General features: G+C 61.4%; 17 protein-coding genes and 2 pseudogenes. 13 read left to right on the forward strand and 6 right to left on the reverse strand.

The annotated features are described in order from the left end of the window. The coding region (locus tag L880_RS0118175; RefSeq protein ID WP_027476877.1) for a helix-turn-helix domain-containing protein at nucleotides 1–221 on the reverse strand (221 nt) is incomplete at its 3' end. A 51-nt stretch (nucleotides 222–272) separates the two neighbouring features. Here L880_RS0118175 and L880_RS32830 point away from each other — a divergent pair. The 6 genes and pseudogenes from L880_RS32830 to L880_RS0118210 all read left to right on the forward strand — a co-directional run. Continuing rightward, nucleotides 273–2,861, forward strand: a pseudogene (locus L880_RS32830) (restriction endonuclease); the annotation flags it as partial. 589 nt (nucleotides 2,862–3,450) lie between these two features. Continuing rightward, entirely contained in the window at nucleotides 3,451–4,359 is a 909-nt protein-coding gene (locus tag L880_RS35090) for a Kiwa anti-phage protein KwaB-like domain-containing protein (RefSeq protein WP_084461425.1), read from the forward strand. Between the two features lie 291 nt (nucleotides 4,360–4,650). Continuing rightward, a complete protein-coding gene (locus L880_RS35095) occupies nucleotides 4,651–4,953 on the forward strand; it encodes a hypothetical protein (RefSeq protein ID WP_245615227.1) in 303 nt (100 codons plus the stop codon). 49 nt (nucleotides 4,954–5,002) lie between these two features. Then, nucleotides 5,003–5,260: a tyrosine-type recombinase/integrase gene (locus L880_RS0118200; RefSeq protein WP_245615229.1), complete on the forward strand. Its 258-nt coding sequence runs from the start codon at nucleotides 5,003–5,005 to the stop codon at nucleotides 5,258–5,260. 340 nt (nucleotides 5,261–5,600) lie between these two features. Next, entirely contained in the window at nucleotides 5,601–5,807 is a 207-nt protein-coding gene (locus tag L880_RS35100) for a hypothetical protein (RefSeq protein WP_084461429.1), read from the forward strand. Continuing rightward, nucleotides 5,804–7,993 carry an ankyrin repeat domain-containing protein gene (locus L880_RS0118210; RefSeq protein WP_027476881.1) on the forward strand — a complete coding sequence of 730 codons (2,190 nt, stop codon included), beginning with the start codon at nucleotides 5,804–5,806 and terminating at the stop codon, nucleotides 7,991–7,993. Before L880_RS35100 ends, L880_RS0118210 begins: the two co-directional genes overlap by 4 nt. Nucleotides 7,994–8,115: 122 nt before the next feature. Here L880_RS0118210 and L880_RS36445 read toward each other — a convergent pair. Next, nucleotides 8,116–8,244 (reverse strand): annotated as a pseudogene (locus L880_RS36445) (XRE family transcriptional regulator); the annotation flags it as partial. A 243-nt stretch (nucleotides 8,245–8,487) separates the two neighbouring features. Between L880_RS36445 and L880_RS0118215 the strand changes: the two are divergent. After that, on the forward strand, nucleotides 8,488–9,636 hold the full coding sequence (locus L880_RS0118215) for a Fic family protein (protein ID WP_027476882.1): 1,149 nt from the start codon (nucleotides 8,488–8,490) through the stop codon (nucleotides 9,634–9,636). 135 nt (nucleotides 9,637–9,771) lie between these two features. Here the strand turns inward: L880_RS0118215 and L880_RS0118220 are convergent, their stop codons facing one another. Next, the gene (locus L880_RS0118220) at nucleotides 9,772–10,416 is read right to left on the reverse strand and encodes a helix-turn-helix domain-containing protein (protein WP_027476883.1); all 645 of its coding nucleotides are present in this window, start codon (nucleotides 10,414–10,416) and stop codon (nucleotides 9,772–9,774) included. A gap of 155 nt (nucleotides 10,417–10,571) precedes the next feature. Here L880_RS0118220 and L880_RS0118225 point away from each other — a divergent pair, with 155 nt between their 5' ends. Both L880_RS0118225 and L880_RS0118230 read left to right on the forward strand, forming a co-directional pair. Beyond that, complete coding sequence (locus L880_RS0118225) at nucleotides 10,572–11,750, forward strand: NAD(P)/FAD-dependent oxidoreductase (protein WP_031254054.1); 1,179 nt, start codon at nucleotides 10,572–10,574, stop codon at nucleotides 11,748–11,750. A 190-nt stretch (nucleotides 11,751–11,940) separates the two neighbouring features. Next, nucleotides 11,941–12,468: a hypothetical protein gene (locus tag L880_RS0118230; RefSeq protein WP_027476884.1), complete on the forward strand. Its 528-nt coding sequence runs from the start codon at nucleotides 11,941–11,943 to the stop codon at nucleotides 12,466–12,468. A 71-nt stretch (nucleotides 12,469–12,539) separates the two neighbouring features. On the opposite strand, the gene L880_RS0118235 is transcribed toward L880_RS0118230, so the two are convergent. The 3 genes from L880_RS0118235 to L880_RS0118245 all read right to left on the reverse strand — a co-directional run bounded on the left by L880_RS0118235 (nucleotide 12,540) and on the right by L880_RS0118245 (nucleotide 14,291). Continuing rightward, nucleotides 12,540–12,857, reverse strand: coding sequence for a hypothetical protein (locus L880_RS0118235; protein WP_027476885.1), 318 nt, complete (start codon nucleotides 12,855–12,857; stop codon nucleotides 12,540–12,542). A 31-nt stretch (nucleotides 12,858–12,888) separates the two neighbouring features. Continuing rightward, complete coding sequence (locus L880_RS0118240; RefSeq protein ID WP_157462978.1) at nucleotides 12,889–13,239, reverse strand: hypothetical protein; 351 nt, start codon at nucleotides 13,237–13,239, stop codon at nucleotides 12,889–12,891. 86 nt (nucleotides 13,240–13,325) lie between these two features. Further along, nucleotides 13,326–14,291: a LysR family transcriptional regulator gene (locus L880_RS0118245; RefSeq protein WP_027476887.1), complete on the reverse strand. Its 966-nt coding sequence runs from the start codon at nucleotides 14,289–14,291 to the stop codon at nucleotides 13,326–13,328. An 86-nt stretch (nucleotides 14,292–14,377) separates the two neighbouring features. Between L880_RS0118245 and L880_RS0118250 the strand changes: the two genes are divergently transcribed. From L880_RS0118250 to L880_RS0118265, 4 genes are all read left to right on the forward strand, one after another. Next, nucleotides 14,378–15,400, forward strand: a complete 1,023-nt coding sequence (locus L880_RS0118250; RefSeq protein ID WP_027476888.1) for a sodium-dependent bicarbonate transport family permease — start codon at nucleotides 14,378–14,380, stop codon at nucleotides 15,398–15,400. Nucleotides 15,401–15,493: 93 nt separating this feature from the next. Then, nucleotides 15,494–16,405: a polyphosphate kinase 2 gene (ppk2, locus tag L880_RS0118255; protein ID WP_027476889.1), complete on the forward strand. Its 912-nt coding sequence runs from the start codon at nucleotides 15,494–15,496 to the stop codon at nucleotides 16,403–16,405. Between the two features lie 50 nt (nucleotides 16,406–16,455). Further along, nucleotides 16,456–17,463 carry a transporter gene (locus L880_RS0118260; RefSeq protein WP_027476890.1) on the forward strand — a complete coding sequence of 336 codons (1,008 nt, stop codon included), beginning with the start codon at nucleotides 16,456–16,458 and terminating at the stop codon, nucleotides 17,461–17,463. A gap of 119 nt (nucleotides 17,464–17,582) precedes the next feature. Next, the gene (locus tag L880_RS0118265) at nucleotides 17,583–19,274 is read left to right on the forward strand and encodes an acid phosphatase (protein ID WP_027476891.1); all 1,692 of its coding nucleotides are present in this window, start codon (nucleotides 17,583–17,585) and stop codon (nucleotides 19,272–19,274) included. Nucleotides 19,275–19,340 lie beyond the last annotated feature (66 nt).

A 19,340-nucleotide genomic window follows, 5' to 3' on the forward strand; every position in this document is an offset into this window, starting at 1 on the left:
TCCTTCATCCGCTGGGCCTCGCCGGTCGTGACGCCTTCACGCACGCCAGCATCGACCTCGGCACGCTTGACCCACTCGTTCAAGGTCTGCGGCACACATCCAATCTTCGGCGCGATGGACTCGATAGCCGCCCACAGCGACGGGTACTCCCCACGGTGCTCCTGCACCATCCTCACCGCGCGCTCACGCACCTCGGGTGAGAACTTGTTCGACTTGCTCATGGCTCAATCCTCTCAGAGTGTTGAGCCTCCTCAAAATCCGGGGCGATTCAGTACGACTCTGACCGTTTGGGTGAGGTGCGGAACTTCGCCACCAGCCCCAACATTCAGATCATGGTCATCACGATTCAGGCGATGGTCAAGTTTGGTGATGAAAACGCCGCTGCGGCAGAAGAGGCGAACGAGGCCATCCGCCGCGAGAAGTCAAAAAACAAGATGTATCGGACAAGTGAGAAGACAGGTGGAGAACGTCCCATCGACTTGATTCGCAACACCCGGCCGATCCTGATCGTGGACGAACCACAGAGTGTGGATGGCGGTAGTGATGGTAAGGGCAAGAAGGCCTTGGGCCTGATGAACCCGCTGTGCTCCTTGCGCTATTCCGCCACACACGTGGACAAGCACAACATGGTCTACCAGCTGGATGCTGTGGACGCCTACGAACAGAAGTTGGTAAAGCAGATCGAGGTGGCGGCGGCCACCGTGCAAGGTGGCAACAACAAGCCCTACGTGAAGCTGCTGGCCGTCAAAAGTAAGAAGGGGCTCATCACCGCCAGCATCGAGGTGGATAAAGAGAATGCGGCGGGCGCGGTGCGCCGCGAGACCATCACGGTGCAAGACGGTTTCGACCTTGAACAGGAAACCAAGCGCCCGCTGTACAGCGACATCCGTATTGGTGAAATCCGTACAGCCAAGGGCAACCAGTTCATGGAACTGAAAGTGCCCGGCAGCGAAGTCTTTTTGCGTGTGGGTGATGCATGGGGTGATGTGGATGCATCTGCCGTGCAGCGCGAAATGATCCGCCGCACCATCAAGGAACACTTGGACAAAGAGAAGCGCCTTCGCCCGTTGGGTGTGAAGGTGTTGAGCCTGTTCTTCATTGACGAGGTGGCGAAATACCGCCAGTACGATGACCAAGGCAACGCGGTGAAGGCCGAATACGCCTTGATGTTTGAAGAGGAATACAAGCGGTGGGCAAGGCACCCCGATTACCAAAGCCTGTTCAACGAGATTGACCTAACCGCCGCAGCCGAAGAAGTGCACAACGGCTACTTCTCCATCGACAAGAAAAAGGTGGGCGGCAAGACGGTGGAAATGGTGAAGGACACCAGTGGCAGCACCGCCGCCGATGACGACACCTACAACCTCATCATGCGCGACAAAGAGAAGTTGCTGAGCTTCGAGTCGCCACTGAAATTCATCTTCTCGCACTCTGCCTTGAAGGAAGGCTGGGACAACCCCAACGTCTTCCAGATTTGCAACTTCTCGACGCGCGAGACGGAACGTTGGCGGCGTCAGACCATTGGCCGCGGACTGCGCCTGTGCGTGAACCAGCAAGGCGAACGGCTGCGCGGCTTCGAGATCAACACCTTGACCGTGATCGCCACGGAAAGCTACAAACAGTTCGCAGAAAAACTGCAGAAAGACTACGAGGACGCCGGCATCGACTTTGGCATCGTCAAGCCACATGTCTTCTCTGCGATTTCTGTGAAGCAAGAAAACGGCGAACTTGCCGCACTGGGCTTCGAGGCATCCAAAACCTTGTGGACGCACCTCAAGGTGCAGGGCTACATCACCGACAAGGGCAAAGTCCAAGATGCATTGAAGACCGCCTTGAAAGACGGCACCTTGGTGCTGCCCGCCAACTTTGAAGCCCAGCGAGCACAAATAACGGGTGTGCTGAAAAAGCTGTCAGGCAAGCTGGAGGTGAAGAACGCCGATGAGCGCAAGCAGATCGCGGTGCGCAAGTCGGTGCTGGTGAGCCCCGAGTTCAAAGCCTTGTGGGATCGCATCAAGCACAAGACCACGTACCGCGTGCACTTCGACAACGAGAAGTTGATCGAGAAGTGCATCGAAGCCTTGAACGACATGCCCCCGGTGGCCAAGACCCGCCTGCAATGGCGCAAGGCCGGCATCGAGATTGCCAAGTCTGGCGTGGGCGCCATCGAGAAGGCCGGAGCGGACAACGTCACGCTGAACGAGACCGACATCGAGTTGCCCGATTTGCTAACAGAGCTGCAGGACCGCACCCAGCTCACGCGCAAGACGATTGCACGCATCCTGACCGAGAGCACGCGCCTGAACGAATTCAAGCGCAACCCTCAGCAGTTCATCGAGCTGGCGGCCGACTCCATCAACCGCTGCAAACGGCGCTCCCTGGTCGAAGGTATCAAGTATCAGCGGCTGGGTGACGACTCGTACTGGGCACAGGAGCTGTTTGAAGACCCCAAGAACGTGCTGATGGGCTACTTGAACGAGCACAACGCGCGGATGAACGCCGAAAAATCGGTCTACGAGCACGTAGCCATTGATTCAGCGGTGGAGTGGGAGTTTGCCGACCAGCTGGAAAAGAACAACGCGGTCAAGGTCTACGCCAAACTCCCGAGCTGGTTCAAAGTGCCGACACCCTTGGGCAGCTACAACCCCGATTGGGCCGTATTGATCGAACGCGATGGGCACGAGCGCCTGTACTTCGTGGTGGAAACCAAGAGCAGCCTGTTCGACGATGACCTGCGCGACCGTGAAGGCGGAAAAATCAAGTGCGGCACGGCGCACTTTAAGGCGCTGGCGGTGGGAGAGAACCCGGCTGTCTACGGGAAGTTCACGGATGTGGATGGACTGCTTTCGTATGAAACACGCTGACTTACGCCAAGTCCAACAGAGAGAACATGAGGCATCAATATGGACTTGATTAGATTGATGCTAGTACTTGCCTGCATGGCACCGCTATTCATCCTCATGGCCATACGTGGAGTTGGAATTGTGCCTTGGGAAATTTATTTCCCTGTGTTTATCGGGTTTGCGCTAATTCCCAATCTCATTCTTGCAGCCAGGCTATTCATTGCCACCAAAAATAATGACCGAAAGAGAATTCGCGTCACAAATTCGACCGACAACAGAGAGCAGCTTATAACCTACATATTTGCGATGCTTCTCCCGCTTTTTCAATCTTCGGTATCCACGGAACAAGATCTGTATGCAGCTTTGTGCGCTCTGCTTTTCGTGGTCTACATTTTCGGACACATGGAGCTGTACTACATGAATTTTTTCTTTGCGTTGGCTGGGTACCGCATTCTTTCCATTCGACCCGACTCTGCATCGGGGAACTTATCCGTTTCGCATGTTTTGATAACCAAGAAGACATCAATATCGAGCACGACAGACATCAAACCTCTACGGGTTACCGACTTCTTGCTTTTTGACAAGTAAAAATCATCTATCAGGGTTAAAGATGAATTTCGATCCGCAAAACGTCACACTCATCACGCTCTATGGGTACTTTGAAGATGCACAATCCCAAAACCCTCGACATATTCAAATTCCAGTTGACCCACAAGTTCAAGGAGAATTGAAGGCGATGCTTGCCGAGACGATTGCTCGTCTTGGCCTCCCGGCAAGCGCGCCCAATATGGACATATTCGATCCTGCAGAGAAATATGGATCAGAAGAACAACTAAAGATCTCGCTTACAACGCCGTATTTGCAGGACCTTGCCGCAGTTGTTGCCCTTACGAATTTACCAAGCAACGCCAACGCCCTAATTCAGGTTGCCGAGCTGGATTATTACTACGCGATATTCACCGACAATCAACATCGAAACTTATACGCGTTTCGCCGAGCCGGTCAATTCAAAGGGGTAACCAGATCAAAATTAGCCTGGGTTAACGGTGGCTTGTTAACAATGGTAACTAATCACATCTTTAGACTGGATATCGATTTTGATTATTTTGTTGCCGACCAGGATGTTTTTATCCTTCGTCCGAGCGGATTCGAATACACAACAAACGTTGGCGCTCAAATTCTGCAGGCATCGGCAGCAAATGCTCAAAGCATCGCTGCGTCTGTTAACTACCTCGATGTAACTGGCATTTCCGCGTATGCCAGTACGCACAAGAAGTCCGCACGACTCCTCGCCGCTATCAAGGGAAGAAATGACCTGCATCTGATTGATAGAAATTTGCTTGTCCAAGCCTGCCAAAACTATGGTGTGCAAATTCAGAACGCCAACCAAGGTCAACTTGCCCCAGACGCCGGCCACGAGCATGATTTTCTCTGCATTCTTGATCGTCGCGCTTACACAGCCAACTTGATACCCAATCAGCCAGAAAAGTATGAGGCTGCAAGTCGCGTCCAGAAATAATCAGCCCGCTGCAGGAGTCTGAAATAACTCCAATGAACTATCGATATAGACGGCAGTTCATTGCTACTCTAGACGTTCGGCCTTGCCAAAGTTACACTGTAATCGATCTTTGCGGCAGGCGCTGATAACTTGAAAAAACAGCGCATACCGTGCCGTGCCGCGAAACTGTCGCAGCCACAATAAAACTCTGAATGAAAAGCCAAGTCGGGCAACTGACTTGGCTTTTTCTATTTCCGATGGCGTTGTCGTTGTTGCATATATAGCGGACAACCCATTTTGGGAGCCATAGCCGTGCAAACAAAATCTCATAGCGCCTCGTTTTTGTCCCCGCGCTTCACGCTCGGCCAAATCGTGGCCACGCCAGCCGTGCTTGAGCACCTTGAGCGGCACGGCGTCAATGCAAGCGAATATCTGAACCGCCATGTGCGGGGCGATTGGGGCGATTTTCCATCCGAGGATGCGAAGGAAAACGAATTAGCGGTCACGCGTCGCCTGCGACTGCTTTCAAGCTACCCCATCCCTGGCGAGCGAGTTCGGATCATTACCGAAGCGGATCGCAGTTTGACTTGCCTCTTGTTTCCGAGCGAGTATTGAAATGCAGCGATGCACCGAGCATTTTCATTCGGGCGACACGGAGCGGCCAATGCGCGACTTGCTGTTGCAGTTGCCGCTGTTGTCGGCGCAGTCGGTAGCACCAATCGTCAAGGATGCCGTCCGGCGCGTTGGCGGCGACCCTTCTGCAGTGAGCGGCCACAGCTTACGCGCGGGCTATTGCACCCAGGCTGCAATGGCAGGACTTCAGCCTTGGCAGATTCGTGACCAGACCGGCCACAGCAGCGACTTGATGCTGGCCCGGTACATCCGGCCGGTAGCCAAGAGGAAGTTGCCAAGCCTGCTGTGAGGGCACCTGCACCGGCGCAGAAATCAAAAATTTTTGAGCAACGGCGCGGCAGACGATTTTTGGGCCGATCTCTAACCTTTCATCTGTTGCCGATCCGAGCAACGTTTTTACTGAAAGGTCTGTTATGTCCAAGTCTCAAGCCAAGTCCACTCCCATGACCAGCCAAGCTGCTGCACGCATCCAATCAGCCACTGCCAAGGCAAACGGCGGCCAAGTGAAAGCAAGCAGTTTTGCAGCCGTTGCACAGCGTGCCGCTGCGGGCAACCAAGGCGGCGCAACGAAGGGTTCCAAATAATCACTCAATGGTTGACACCCGTTCGGGTGTCAACCAACCTTTACCATGAGATACAGCAACAACAAAGAAGTCGCCGCCTTGGTGCGGACACTGGTCAATACAGGGTGGCGGTACATGAATGGAAAAAAGCACGGAAAGATCATCGCGCCGAACGGCAGAAAGCTGGCAGTGCCAGGAACACCCAGCGATTGGCGAGCAAGCATGAACTTCCAGCGGGATGTCCGCCGTCTTGCGTTGATCGCCCAATCATGACAAAAGCTCTGCCCCCATACCCCAGGTTTGGCGAATGCATCGCCGTGCTGGCTGGCACACTCGATATCAACAAGGCCGGTAGCGATGTTGGACGTCTGGCCCGCGAAGGTGACTTCGACTGGGAGAAGCTGGACGGAGTCATCAACGAGGTTCTGGTCGATGGCAGTAGACGGGTGATTGGCGATGCCGCCCAAAGCATCCTTTTGCCGTGGCTCGTCTCCGTCAGAGAGGCCTACACGCGCGTGGTGTTGGATGTGCCACTGGACTCATTGGGAAGAAGCGATGCGCAGCCAATCCTGATGGAGAAGTTTTTTGTGCCCGCTGCGGCGAATCTGCTACAGCAGATCCACAACGCCATGCCGGGTCCAAGCCTCCAGCTGTTGCTTGCGAAAGAGCTTGATCCTGTCCAGGTGGCGCTCGAATGGCTGGACAGCCTTGTTGGTGGCCCCGTTGAAAAGCTCCTTTACCCAGGAAGCACTGGGTCAGCCCGTACTGAGCAGGAGAAGGTGCGCAAGTGGCGCAATGGCATCGACTTACCTTCCTCACAGAGCATTCAGCTGTTTTGCAGGAAGCTGGACGAATGCTGGAGGAAGACCCCGTCTTGCGCCACTTGGCTGCTGATTGCTTCGGCTCTGGCTCGACTGGAAAGGCAAACGGCAGGATCGGTACGGCCATTGATGCTCTCTCACCCTGATCACAGCTCACCCGTTGGAAACTCCATCCACGCAATTCTTAGCGAGTTGGTCAAGAGCGCAGGAAGCATTTGGCCGGAACTGGCAGAGCCCGGCAGGAAACTTTGGCACGACCTACAACGCACATCACCGAAACAGGTTGGCGATCAGGATCGAACTTGGCGTGAAATCCAATCACTCGAATCGACAGCCGCAGCGATTGATCCAGAAGGCCGTTCGGCTTACCACTACGAGTGGATGAAAGGTCGCTGGCATGCGATGTCGGGGCAGTATCAAGAGGCGCTCCCACACTACGAGCAGGCCTTTGAACTCGCTTGCTACCGTGCAGGGCACCAAATCAAAGAGCTTGTCTCTGAAGGATCTTGCATCGCGGCTTTTCTAGGCAAAAAGCCATTCTTGAAGCGGTTGAAGCATGTGGGAATCGCGCTCGGCCTATTTCGCAAACCTGAGAGCGGAACCGTGCTCGAAGACTGGGAGTTCGATCAGTTTGCACAACAGCTGTCGATCCGGTTTCCAGCTCAAGGGCGCTTTGTTGAAAGCCAGAACGATCTGTCCGCTCAACCCATGGAGGGTTGGCTGTTCATTGACAAGGACACCCTGTCCAAGACGCTGCCGGACCTCAAAGCCGTGAACCGTGTTCGGGCGGTGCACTTCGCCAACGGAGCAGTTCGGCGCTGGCCACAGCTTCGACTCTTTGCTACATTCGGACTGATTGAGCAAACCAAAGCCTTGCTTGATGCCGGCGCCTCGGTAGACGATCTGGACAGCTCTGGGGCATCCGCCCTTCTCTGCGCCCTGCAACACGCGGAGGCAACGGGGCAGCGTGAGGTCGTTGACTTGCTACTGGCTCAGCCACACCACATAGCGACGATCAATGCGCCGACCCAGAGAAAACGGCTGACACCTTTGATGTGCGCCATCGACCTCGGTTGGCCGCACGTGGTCGAGGCTCTGGTCGCGCAAGGTGCCGACGTTGAGAAGCGAGCGTTGACCGACAACCAGTCACCGCTCTACTACCTGGTGAGCCAATTGTTCCACAAAATCAATCCGGCACGCATGGCGTCCAGCTTGTTGGAGAAGATGATGGAAGAGCCTGATGTTGTTCTGCAAGATACCTTGCGGCGCTTCGGTGTGGGGATGGCGGGCACTTTTGGATCGGATGTATCTGGCCCACGCTCGCACCCTGAACTTGCCATTGCGGCAACCAAGCTGTCGGTCAGCAGGCATATCACAAGACATACCGTTTCCAACCTGATGCGAATTGCCGCTGATCTATTGAAAGCTGGTGCGAACCCCAATGCGCCACACACGTACCCTGTACCAGGCCGAACACCACTGATGCTGGCGGCAGAGATCGACCTGATCGAGCTGTTTGACTTGATGATTCGGCACGACGGCAATCCTCTGATCCCCGATTCGATGGGCCAGAACTGCAACGGTATTGCAATCGCTTTTGGATCACGAAATGTGTACAACTATCTCCAGCGGAATTGATCGTTCCAATGCGGGTTAGGGTGGTCTTGCTGATATGACCCGCCTAAACCATCAGGAGAAACAGAGCCTGCGCCCGAATGTTCGAATGGATATCAGGCCGCACAAACCAACCAGCCCGCCCCTCACTCCCCCCGCGCCTCCCTCATCAACCCACTCTCATCCGTCACCACCCCAATCACCTTGGCCAGTTGCCGGCTCACGCTGATGTAGTAGGCGTGGCCGAGTCGGCTGTCGAAGCAAAGTAAGTCACCGCACCTTTTGACCGCATCTGACGTTTCGGCAAGCCATCTGACCCCGGGGATTGATCTTGGCGCCCTATCCTGCCGCTGGGATCAAGCCGCCGCGGCGAGCCAGAGGATTGGCCCCGCGTGATGGTTAGACGCCTGCTCAGTGTGAAGCGATGTGCCTTGAGCCAATGAAAGCTGGCTTTAATTGTTGCAAGTTAAATTAAAGAATACTTTAATCAGGCTGTACTCTTCTCAAGGCCGCTTTCAATGAAACGCCTCACCGGGACCTATTCGATTTCCACGACATTGGGCGAGTCGGTGCGCGCATTCGTGCCCCATGCCTTGCCACCGTCTGATCCAGGCCTGGCGCCCGAGGTATTTGCCGACCTCAACCGGCAAGCCGAGCTGGCGCTCGCACGTTTAGCGGGTGTGTCTGGCTTGGTGCCTTCGGTTGACTGGCTGTTGTACAGCGCCATCCGCAAGGAGGCACTTCTCACGTCGCAGATCGAGGGCACACAAGCCACGCTGACAGATCTGTTCGATGAAGAAGCGGGCTTCAAAGTCAACAATACCGACGATGTGGAGGAGGTGACCAACTACCTTCGTGCTTTTCGTTGGACTCAGGAGCAGCTCCGCGATCCCAAAGGGCTGCCCATCAGCGTGCGGCTGTTGTGCGAGGCACACCGTCGCCTGCTTGACGGTGCTCGCGGCGCAGGCAAGCAACCGGGCGAGCTGCGTCGGTCACAAAACTGGATCGGTGGCACACGGCCCGGCAATGCGATTTTCGTACCCTCTCCGCCGGAGCAGGTTCCCACGCTGTTGACCGACATGGAAAGGTTCATTCATGACTCCGCGACGGATTTGCCGCCGATGGTCAGGGTGGCTCTGATCCACGCGCAGTTTGAAACCATCCATCCATTTCTCGACGGCAACGGACGCATTGGCCGGCTGCTGATCGCCGCCCTGTTTGAGCACTGGGGGCTGTTGTCCGAGCCCTTGATGTACCTCAGTGGCTACCTCAAGCAACACCAGGCTGAGTACTACCGTCGCTTGTCTGCCATCCGCACGGAGGGAGATTGGGAGTCTTGGATCCGGTTCTTTCTGGAAGGCGTGGCTATCTCTGCGGGCGACGCTGAAAAAAGCATCATTGAAGTGGCCAGCCTCGTGGCCAGTGATCGCAGACGCTTGTTGCAATCCACCAAGGCCGGCCCGGCGAGCTATCGGCTGTTCGAAATGCTGCCGATGATGCCGCGCTTCACCATCGAACGCGTTCGCCAGCAACTTGACACCAGCTTCCCCACCGCAACGGCAGCGGTCAAGGTATTGGAAGAGCTGGGCGTCGTGATGGAAATGACTGGGCAGAAGAAAAACCGGATTTACAGCTATCAGGCCTACGTTGAACTGCTCTCGCGGTGATAGACACCCGTAAGCCCGTACGAGCTTCACGCCTGGTTTTCGCCGATCTTGCCCAGCCCCAAGCACCAGACGACACAGAGCGTGCGCCTGATTGATCGAATGGACATCTGGCCGCGCAAACCAGCCAGCCCACCCTCACTCCCCCCTGGCCTCCCTCATCAACCCACTCTCATCCGTCACCACCCCGATCACCTTGGCCAACTGCCGGCTCACACTGATGTAGGCGTGGCCCAGGCGGCTGTCGAAGTACAGCGAATCACCCCGGCCCAGGGGCAGGCATTGGCCGTCTTCAAAGTGCACTTCGATGGCGCCTGAGAGCACGTACACAAACTCTTCGCCGGGGTGGCGGGCAAAGTCTTGCGGGCCGGTGATGCGGCGGGCGTGCACGGTGCCCAGGGTGGGGATCATTTTTTTGCCCACGGCCTGGGTGCCCAAAAACTCGTAGGCAAAGGCCGGGCCCTGGTAGACCACGCCCTGGCCGGCGCGGGTGAGCACGGGGCCTTGTTGCAGGGGGCTGGGGGCTGGCTGCTGGGGGGCTGTGGCGTCGTCGGCCTTGGCAAACATCGAGCCCATGTCCATCTGCAAGGCCTGGCCCAGGGCGGCAAAGTTGTCGTAGCCCAGGGCCAGTTGGCCGCGCTCGGCGCGCGAGATGGTGGTGATCGACACGCCCGATCGCTCTGCCACCTGGGCCAGTGTCCAGCCCTTTTGCTTGCGCGCCTGGCGCAGGCGTTGGCCAAAGGTGTCCCGGTCCAGGGCGTTTTGTTGCGAGGGGGCGGGCATGGTGGGGTGGGTGGGGCAGGGGATGTGAGGCAGGGCTTGTGCGGTGATTTTGCCAGTGGCAGGCCGTTTGCGTGGGGTTTGCGCGGGGTGGGCTGGTGCCTGACTTTTTTGCTGGAAATTTGCGTATATGCAAATTTTTGCCTAGACTGGGTGCCATGACATCACCCACTTCTTCATCGTCTTCAAGCCCTTCCTCCCCTGTGCAGGCCGATTTTCTGGTGCTGGGGGCCGGTATTGCGGGCGCCTCGGTGGCGCATTGGCTGGCGCCGCATGGCAAGGTGATCGTGCTGGAGCGCGAAGACCAGCCCGGCTACCACTCCACGGGCCGTTCGGCGGCCTTGTTCATGGAGAGCTATGGCACGCCGCAGGTGCGGGCGCTCACCTTGGCCAGCCGGGCGTTTTTTGAGCAGCCGCCGGCCGCGTTTGGCGAGCACCCCTTGCTGAGCCCGCGCGGCGTGCTGTTTGTGGCAGCCCCGGGCCAAGAGGCCGAGTTGGCGGCGCATTGGGCGGTGCTGCAGGCCATGGCGCCGAATGCGCGCCAGCTCAGCCCCGAGCAGGCCTGTGCCATGGTGCCCGCGCTGCGGCCCGATCAGGTGGTGGGCGCGGTGTACGAGCCCGATGCCGCCGACATGGATGTGCATGCCATCCACCAGGGTTACCTGCGCAGCATGCGGCAGGCGGGCGGCCAGCTGGTGTGCAACGCCGAGGTGGATCAGTTGCAGCGTGTCGGTTCGGCCTGGCAGGTGCGCGCCAGTGGCGTGGTCTACCAGGCCCCGGTGGTGCTCAATGCCGCGGGCGCCTGGGCCGATGTGCTGGGCGCCCTGGCGGGGGCACAGCCCCTGGGGCTGGAGCCGCGCCGGCGCTCGGCCTTCACCTTTGCGCCGCCCGCAGGCCTGAGCGTGGCGGCCTGGCCGGCGGTGATCGGTGCCGGTGAAGACTGGTACATCAAGCCCGATGCGGGCATGTTGCTGGGCTCGCCGGCCAATGCCGATCCGGTTCCGCCGCAGGATGTGCAGCCCGAAGAGATGGACATCGCCCTGGCCCTGTACCGCATCGAAGAGGCCACCACGCTGAGCATCCGCCGCCCGGCGCGCACCTGGGCCGGCCTGCGCTCGTTTGTGGCCGATGGCGATCTGGTCGGCGGCTTTGATGCGCAGTTGCCGGGGTTTTTCTGGGTGGCGGCGCAGGGGGGCTATGGCATTCAAACCTCGGCCGCCATGGGCGAGGCCTGTGCGGCGCTGGCGCGGGGCCTGCCGCTGCCCGATCGGCTGGCGGGCTTTGGCTTGACGGCGGCGATGCTGTCGCCGGCGCGTTTGCGCCAGGCTGGGGCCTGAGCGCGGCACTTGGCCTTCCCTGGCCTCCGATCTGAGGCCCGACCCTGTGCAACAAGTCCGCCCTGGACCGCGCATCGATGGCCCTGAGCGGGGTATTTGTGATGAAATGCCACCCAGTTACAAATAATCGATGTGCCGGGCCGGGCCCTTGTTGAAAAAGGGGGCTGGCCCAGGCCGCTGAGGGGTTCACATGAAGTTTCTGATGGCTGTGGTGTGTGCGTCGGCGCTGTTGGCGGCTGGCGGGGTGCAGGCGCGGGGCGAATCGGGCCAGGTGCGCCTGTGTCGAGATGCCAACACGCCGGCCGGGCCCGATGCGCGCGGCACGCTGGTGCTCGATGGCCTGATCCGCTTCACCACGGCCCGCACCCCCAAGGAAGAGCGCGAAAAGCACGAGATGCAGGTGGTGACCGAGATCATCGACCCCATCCGCCCCGGCCCCCAATGCTGGGTGCAGGATGCCTGGGTGGCCGAAAACCTGTCGAACGATCCGCTGCCCAAGGCCGGCATGACCTGGCGCGCTTACGCCTTCGTGGATTACGACCGCCTGGTGGATGTGCCGCCCAAGGTGATCGGCAGCCTGGGCCGTGTCACCCGCGTGGGCTTCACGCCCAACCGGGGTTGGGACAACGGCCGGATGGCGTTCACGGTCACGGCGCTGGAAGATTTCAAGGTCATGCCCCGGGTCACCATGGCCCCGGTGGCAGTCGGCAAGCCCTGAGCGGGCTGATGGCTTGACGGGCTGATGGCCAGCCTGAGGGGCTGGCCCGGCTCGCGGGCGCAGCCTGGGCCTCAGGCCGCCGGGATTCGCAGCAGGTCTTCGTCGCTTTCGTCGCCGCTCTTGATCCAGTACAGCACGCAGCGGTGCAGCACCTCGCCCTGCAGCCACGAGGGCAGGGGGTTCCAGTCGCCATTCGGGTCGTGCTTGGCAGGGTCCCAGGGCGCGTCCTGGTAGCCCTCGTTGAGGGCGTAGTGCACCAGCGCGTGGCTGGCTTTCTCGGTGATCAGGCGGTGCAGGCCGTCGTAGGCGGCACCCACTTCACCCACCGGGTCGTACAGCAAGGTGTTGGGCATCTTGAGCATCTCATCGGTCGTCAGGGGCTGGGTCATGGGTGGGTTCCTTGCGGTTCTGGTGTGGGGTTCAGCCCAGTTCGTAGATCTGGGTGAGCTTCTGGGCCAGCTCTTGCACGCGGGCGGCCACCGGGCCTTCGCCCTCCAGCCCGTCGCGCTCAAGCCGGCAGTGCTCGATCATCTGCAGCTTCAGGTAGGCGTCGCCCATCACGGCTTCGCTGCGCCCGCCCGGAAAGGTCAGGTTCAGCAGGCCGTGGCCTTGGTGTTGCGGGTCGTCCAGCGGGGTCACGACCACGCCGCTCAGCACATGGATGGCCATTTCGCGTTCTTGGGCCGGCTTGAACTGCAGCAATTGCTTGAGCGCGTAAACCATGCGCTGGCTGCGGGTGTCGGTCGGATCGGGAATGTGTTTCAAGGTCATCAGAGGTACAGGCGGTTAAAGATGTTAATCGGACGGCGATTGGTCTCAAATTACCAGTCTTGCGTGACACTGGCCAGCCCAAACCGTCAAGAAGGTGACGAAATCTCGCTTTCGGTCCCAGCGCCCGGCCAGGCACCGGCCTGCGATGCCAATTGCGCCGCAGCCTGGGCGGCCTGGGCCCCCAGGTAGCTGTGGAACGCCGCCGCCAGCGGTGACAGCCGCTTGCCCTTCAGGTACACCATGTACCAGTGCGCGTGCATGGGGAAGCCCTTCACGTCGAGCACGGTCAGGGCCTCGTCCACCCGGTGCTCGCCCAGCGCGTGCTCCGACACCAGGGCCAGGCCCAGCCCGCCGGCCACCGCCTGCATGATGGCCTCGTTGCTGCCCAGCTCCAGCCGCACCTGGGGCTTGAAGCCCAATTGGCTCAGATGCGCATCGCCGGCCAGCCGGGTGCCCGAGCCGCGCTCGCGCAAGATGAAGCGCTCGTTCGCCAGCTCGCTCAGCTCGATGTGCTTCACCCCCGCCAGCCGGTGCGTGGCCGGGGCAATCACCACCAGGGGGTTGGGCATGAACACCTGCTGCTCGATGTCCAAGTCGGTGGGCGGCATGGACATGATGCACAGGTCGTCCAGGTTGTCGCGCAGGCGTTGCAGCACGCCGTCGCGGTTCAGCACCTGCAGGGCAATGTCGATGTCGGGGTGGCGCTGGCAGAAGGCGCCCAGCATGCGCGGCACAAAGTACTTGGCGGTGCTCACCACCGACACGCGCAGGCGTCCGCGCTGCAGGCCTTTCATGGCGTCGATGCGTTGGGTCAGGCCGCTCCATTCGTCCACCATGTTGCGCGCGCTGCGTGCCAGCTCTTCGCCGGCCTGGGTCAGAAACAGGCGTTTGCCCACCTGCTCGTACAGGGGCAGGCCCAGGGTTTCGCTCAGCTCCTTGAGCTGCATCGACACCGTGGGCTGGGTCACGTGGCAGGCCCGGGCGGCGGCGCTGATGCTGCCCTGATCGGCCAGGGCCAGAAACAACTGAAGTTGCCTGAAGCTCACATGCATAGAGTTTGCTCGATGGTTATTGGCCTAAAAACTGATTTTACTTAATGGGTTGGGCTTCCTAACATCGGCGCATTGAGGAGTCATTCATGCAAAACCTGTTGGATCCAGCCATTCTGTTTTTTGTCTTCGGGGTGTTGGCCGGCCTGGTGCGCTCCAACCTGGAGATCCCGGCCGCGGTGTCGCGTTTTCTGTCGCTGTACCTGCTGATGGCACTGGGCCTGAAGGGCGGCTTTGCGCTGGCCCACTCGGGCTTCAGCGGCGAGGTGCTGCACAGCCTGTTCTGCGCGGTGCTGCTGGCGCTGGCCGTGCCGGCCCTGGGCTACCTGGTGCTGCGCCGCCTGCTGAAGCCCTTTGATGCCCTGGCCGTGGCCAGCACCTATGGCTCGGTCAGCGCCGTCACCTTCATCACAGCGGTGGCCTACCTGGAGCGCAATGGCCTGCCCTACGGCGGCCACATGGCCGCCGCCATGGCCTTGATGGAGTCGCCGGCCATCGTGCTGGCCGTGCTGATGGCCAACCACCTGCGCCAGGCCCGCACGGCCGGCTCGGTGCAGCTCAACGGGGGCGGCACCGCCAGCCTGGGCGGCGCTGGCTGGGGTGGCGGCGGGGCGCCGGGCAACCGCATCGGCCACCTGCTGCACGAGTCGTTCACCGATGGAGCGCAGCTGCTGCTGCTCGGGGCCATGGTGGTGGGCCTGGTGTCGGGGGATGCGGGCAAGGCCGCCATGCAGCCCTTCTCGGGCGACTTGTTCAAGGGCATGCTGGCTTTCTTCATGCTCGACATGGGCCTGAACGCGGCGCGCCAGCTGCCCCAGTTGCGCGGGCAATCGCCCTGGGTGCTGCTGTATGCCGTGCTGGGGCCGTTCACCCACGCCTTTCTGGGCCTGGGCCTGGCCTGGCTGGCCGGTTTGCCGGCCGGTGATGCGGGCCTGCTGATGGTGCTGGCGGGCAGCGCCTCGTACATCGCCGTGCCGGCCGTGCTGCGCTATGCCGTGCCCGAGGCCAACCAGGCGCTGTACTTCGGCCTGTCGCTGGGTCTGACCTTTCCGCTCAACGTGCTGCTGGGGGTGCCGTTCTACATGCAGGTGGCGCACGCGGTGCTGGGCTGAGGGGTCTGGGCCGAGGTGGATGGGGCCTTGTCATGAAGCGGACACATGGGGTGGGTACGTTATCGGGGCTTTGCTTCATAAGGCCCCGCTTTGATCTCTGACGACGACCTCATCCGCCGCATCCACCAGGAAGCCCACGACAGCTACGACGAAGAGCTCGAGCTGGAGCTGGAAGACCGCGACATCGACCAGTACACCGGCGGCGCCGAGTCGGTTCAGACCAGCGAGTACCGCGAACTGCGCCGGCTGTATTTCCGTGAGCTGTTCCGCCTGCAGGGCGAACTGGTCAAGCTGCAAGACTGGGTGGTGGCCACGGGCCACAAAGTGGTGATCGTGTTCGAGGGGCGCGATGCCGCCGGCAAGGGCGGCGTGATCAAGCGCATCACCCAGCGCCTGAACCCGCGCGTGTGCCGTGTGGCGGCCCTGCCGGCCCCCAACGACCGCGAGCGCACCCAGTGGTACTTTCAGCGCTATGCGGCCCACCTGCCGGCCGCTGGCGAGATGGTCTTGTTTGACCGCAGCTGGTACAACCGCGCCGGCGTCGAGCGCGTGATGGGCTTTTGCAACGACGACCAGTACGAAGAGTTCTTCCGCTCGGCGCCCGAGTTCGAACGCATGCTGGTGCGTTCGGGCATCCAACTGATCAAGTACTGGTTCTCGATCTCGGACGACGAGCAGCGCCTGCGCTTTCTGGGCCGCATCCACGACCCGCTCAAGCAATGGAAGCTCAGCCCCATGGACCTGGAGTCGCGCCGCCGCTGGGAGGACTACACCAAGGCCAAAGAGATCATGCTCGAGCGCACCCACATCCCCGAGGCGCCCTGGTGGATCGTGCAGGCCGACGACAAGAAGAAGGCCCGCCTCAACTGCATCAACCACCTGCTGAGCCAGATGCCGTATGAAGAGGTGCAGCACCCCACCATCGAGCTGCCCCAGCGCGAGCACCACGAGGATTACCTGCGCAACCCCGTGCCTGAAGACATGATCGTCCCTCAGGTGTATTGAGCCATGGCACCGGATCTGCGGGCCCAGGCCCCCGACCGGACGGGGAGCCCATGAAGCCCCCCCACAGTGCCTCACGCAACGGCCTGATCTGCGGCTACCGCTTCGAGGCCGGCACCCGGGGCCAGGAGCTGGGCCTGGACGAAGCCCTGGAGTGGCTGGCCGCGCCCGGCCCGCGTGCGCCGGGCGAGTTTGTGTGGCTGCATTTCAAGCTCAGCGACGCCGCGGCCGAGACCTGGATCCGCAAGCACCTGCCGGTGGTGCCCGAGTTCTTCGAGGCGCTGCACGAGGGCTCACGCTCCACCCGCATCGAAGACGCCGACGACACCTTGGTGGCCGTGGTCAACGATGTGTCGTATGAGTTTTCTTTCGACCCCTCCGACATCGAGACCCTGTGGGTGCATGTGGGCCCGCACCTGGCGGTGACGGCGCGCCTGCACCCGCTGCGCACCATCGATGTGTTGCGCCAGTCGGTGCGCGAGGGGCATGTGTTCGGCTCGTCGGTGGCGTTTTTGAACCGCCTCATGCACGACCAGGGCGATGTGCTGCTGCGCATCGTGCGCAAGGCCACCCTGCAGGTGGACCATGTGGAAGACCAGTTGCTGCTGGGTCGGCTGCAACGCAAGCGGGCCGAGCTGGGGCAGCTGCGCCGTGTGCTGGTGCGCCTGCAACGCCTGCTGGCGCCCGAGCCCGGGGCCTTGTTCCGCCTGCTGCGCCGCCCGCCGCCCTGGATCACCCCCGAAGACCTGGAGGAGCTGCGCCAGGCCACCGAAGAGTTCTCGCTGGTCATCCGCGACGCGGCCGAGCTGCAAGAGCGCATCCGCCTGCTGCAGGAAGAGATCGAGGCCCAGGTGGGCGAGCAGACCAACCGCAGCGTGTTCACCCTGACCATGGTCACCGTGCTGGCCCTGCCCATCAACCTGGTGGCGGGCTTGCTGGGCATGAACGTGGGGGGCATTCCGCTGGCCGACCACCCCCACGGCTTTGCAGTGATCGTGGGCATTGTGGTCACTTTCACCGTGCTGGCCGGGGCCTGGGCGATCCGGCGGCGCGACGACTGAACGACGGCAGAGCAACGACTGTGCGCGGGCCAGGGCACTGGCCTGCAACGCCTGGCGCTTGCGTCAAAATGGCGGCCGGCCCGCCGTCCCGTGGCGGGCACCGTCATCAGGGGATCTTCATGAGCCAAGCACCCGATCAGCCACAGGGCCACAGCGCCCGTGCGCCCGAGTCCGATTCACCCAGCAGCCCATCGCGGCGGCGCCTGTTGCAGGCCGGGGCGGGTGCCGCGGCCGCAGGCGGCCTGGCCGCCAGCCAGGCGCAAAGCCCCAGCCCGGCGGCCGGGGCCAAACCGGGGCCGGCCCGCTCGCTGCAGCAGCAGTTGCAGCGCCACATCCGGCACGTGGTGGTCATCTACCTGGAAAACCGCAGCTTCAACAACCTGTTTGCCGATTTCCCGGGCACGCTGGAGCCCTTGTCCAGCCTGCCGCCTGAGCGTTTTGTGCAGCGCGACCGCAATGGCCAGCCCCTGCCCAGCCTGCCCAAGGTGTGGGGCGGCATGGTGCCGCGCAGCCAGAGCTTGGGCGGCAAGACCTACATGATCGACGAGGGCAAGATCAGCGGTCTGCCCAACGCCCCCTATGTGCTCAAGGATGCCGAGGGCCAGCCCCTGCCCGAGTCGGTGATCACGCGCGACCTGTGCCACCTGTTCTACCAGAACCAGATGCAGATCCATGGCGGCAAGAACGACGAGTTCGTGGCCTGGTCCGACGCGGGCGGGCTGGTGATGGGCTACTACGGCGCCTCACGCCAGCAACTGGGCCTGTGGAAGCTGGCCCAGCAGTACACCTTGTGCGACCGCTTCTTCATGGCGGCCTTTGGCGGCTCGTACCTGAACCACCAGTTTCTGGTCTCGGGGCGCACGCCCGAGTATTTCAACGCCGCCAACACCGCGGCGCGCAGCCGCATCGCCGTGACCGAAGACGGCCCCACCGGCACCCGCCTGGCGCTGGCGCCCGACAGCCCGGCCTCGGCCCTGGACGGCAAGCCCAAGTACGTGAACGATGGGGCCATCACCCCTGACGGCTACGCCGTCAATACCATGGCGCCGCCGTTCCAGCCCAGCTACATCAAACCGGCCCCGGGGGGCGACCCCACGCTGGCCGACCCCGACGACGCCCGCACCCTGCCGCCCCAGACCTACGACACCATTGGCGACCTGTTGTCGCGCAAGGGCGTCAGCTGGGCCTGGTATGGCGGCGCCTGGCAGGCCGCGCTGGACCACAAGGGCGGGGGCGAGCGGCCCAACTTCCAGTACCACCACCAGCCCTTCAACTACTTCAAGCAGTTCGGCCCGGGCACGGCAGAGCGCGCGCTGCACCTGCGCGATGGCGGCACCGGCGACAGCCCTATCTCCAACCACTTTCTGGCCGATGTGGTGGCCGGGCGGCTGCCTGCGGTCACCTTCTACAAGCCGCAAGGCAATCTGAACCTGCACGCCGGCTATTCGGACGTGGAGTCGGGCGACCAGCACGTGGCCAATGTGATCGAGCACCTGAAGAAGAGCCCGCAGTGGCCCCACATGCTGGTGGTGGTCACCTTTGATGAAAACGGCGGCTGGTGGGACCCGGTGGCCCCGCCTCAGGGCGACCGCTGGGGGCCGGGCTCGCGCGTGCCGGCGCTGCTGGTGTCGCCGCACGTCAAGAAGGGCCATGTGGACCACACCTTCTACGACACCACCTCGATCCTGCGCTTCATCACCCGCCTGCACGGGCTGCCGCAACTCGAGGGCCTGGCCGCGCGCGATGCGGCCTTCCGCGCCCGCGGCGAGCGCCCGCCGGGCGACTTGAGCGCGGCCTTCAGCTTTGCCTGAAACGACACGGCCCGCCAAGGCGGGCCGTTGTGAGGCTGGGGGATCCAGCGGACCGGATCAACCGGC

It is taken from the genome of Curvibacter gracilis ATCC BAA-807, from assembly GCF_000518645.1.
GTDB lineage: Bacteria > Pseudomonadota > Gammaproteobacteria > Burkholderiales > Burkholderiaceae_C > Curvibacter > Curvibacter gracilis.

What these genes read in the sequence shown, in the direction of transcription:
- L880_RS35090 (WP_084461425.1), top strand. Translation starts at nt 3,451, where the DNA reads ATGAATTTCGATCCGCAAAACGTCACACTCATCACGCTCTATGGGTAC.
- L880_RS0118200 (WP_245615229.1), top strand. Translation starts at nt 5,003, where the DNA reads ATGCGCGACTTGCTGTTGCAGTTGCCGCTGTTGTCGGCGCAGTCGGTA.
- L880_RS35100 (WP_084461429.1), top strand. Translation starts at nt 5,601, where the DNA reads ATGAGATACAGCAACAACAAAGAAGTCGCCGCCTTGGTGCGGACACTG.
- L880_RS0118210 (WP_027476881.1), top strand. Translation starts at nt 5,804, where the DNA reads ATGACAAAAGCTCTGCCCCCATACCCCAGGTTTGGCGAATGCATCGCC.
- L880_RS0118215 (WP_027476882.1), top strand. Translation starts at nt 8,488, where the DNA reads ATGAAACGCCTCACCGGGACCTATTCGATTTCCACGACATTGGGCGAG.
- L880_RS0118220 (WP_027476883.1), bottom strand. Translation starts at nt 10,416, where the DNA reads ATGCCCGCCCCCTCGCAACAAAACGCCCTGGACCGGGACACCTTTGGC.
- L880_RS0118225 (WP_031254054.1), top strand. Translation starts at nt 10,572, where the DNA reads ATGACATCACCCACTTCTTCATCGTCTTCAAGCCCTTCCTCCCCTGTG.
- L880_RS0118230 (WP_027476884.1), top strand. Translation starts at nt 11,941, where the DNA reads ATGAAGTTTCTGATGGCTGTGGTGTGTGCGTCGGCGCTGTTGGCGGCT.
- L880_RS0118235 (WP_027476885.1), bottom strand. Translation starts at nt 12,857, where the DNA reads ATGACCCAGCCCCTGACGACCGATGAGATGCTCAAGATGCCCAACACC.
- L880_RS0118240 (WP_157462978.1), bottom strand. Translation starts at nt 13,239, where the DNA reads ATGACCTTGAAACACATTCCCGATCCGACCGACACCCGCAGCCAGCGC.
- L880_RS0118245 (WP_027476887.1), bottom strand. Translation starts at nt 14,291, where the DNA reads ATGCATGTGAGCTTCAGGCAACTTCAGTTGTTTCTGGCCCTGGCCGAT.
- L880_RS0118250 (WP_027476888.1), top strand. Translation starts at nt 14,378, where the DNA reads ATGCAAAACCTGTTGGATCCAGCCATTCTGTTTTTTGTCTTCGGGGTG.
- L880_RS0118260 (WP_027476890.1), top strand. Translation starts at nt 16,456, where the DNA reads ATGAAGCCCCCCCACAGTGCCTCACGCAACGGCCTGATCTGCGGCTAC.
- L880_RS0118265 (WP_027476891.1), top strand. Translation starts at nt 17,583, where the DNA reads ATGAGCCAAGCACCCGATCAGCCACAGGGCCACAGCGCCCGTGCGCCC.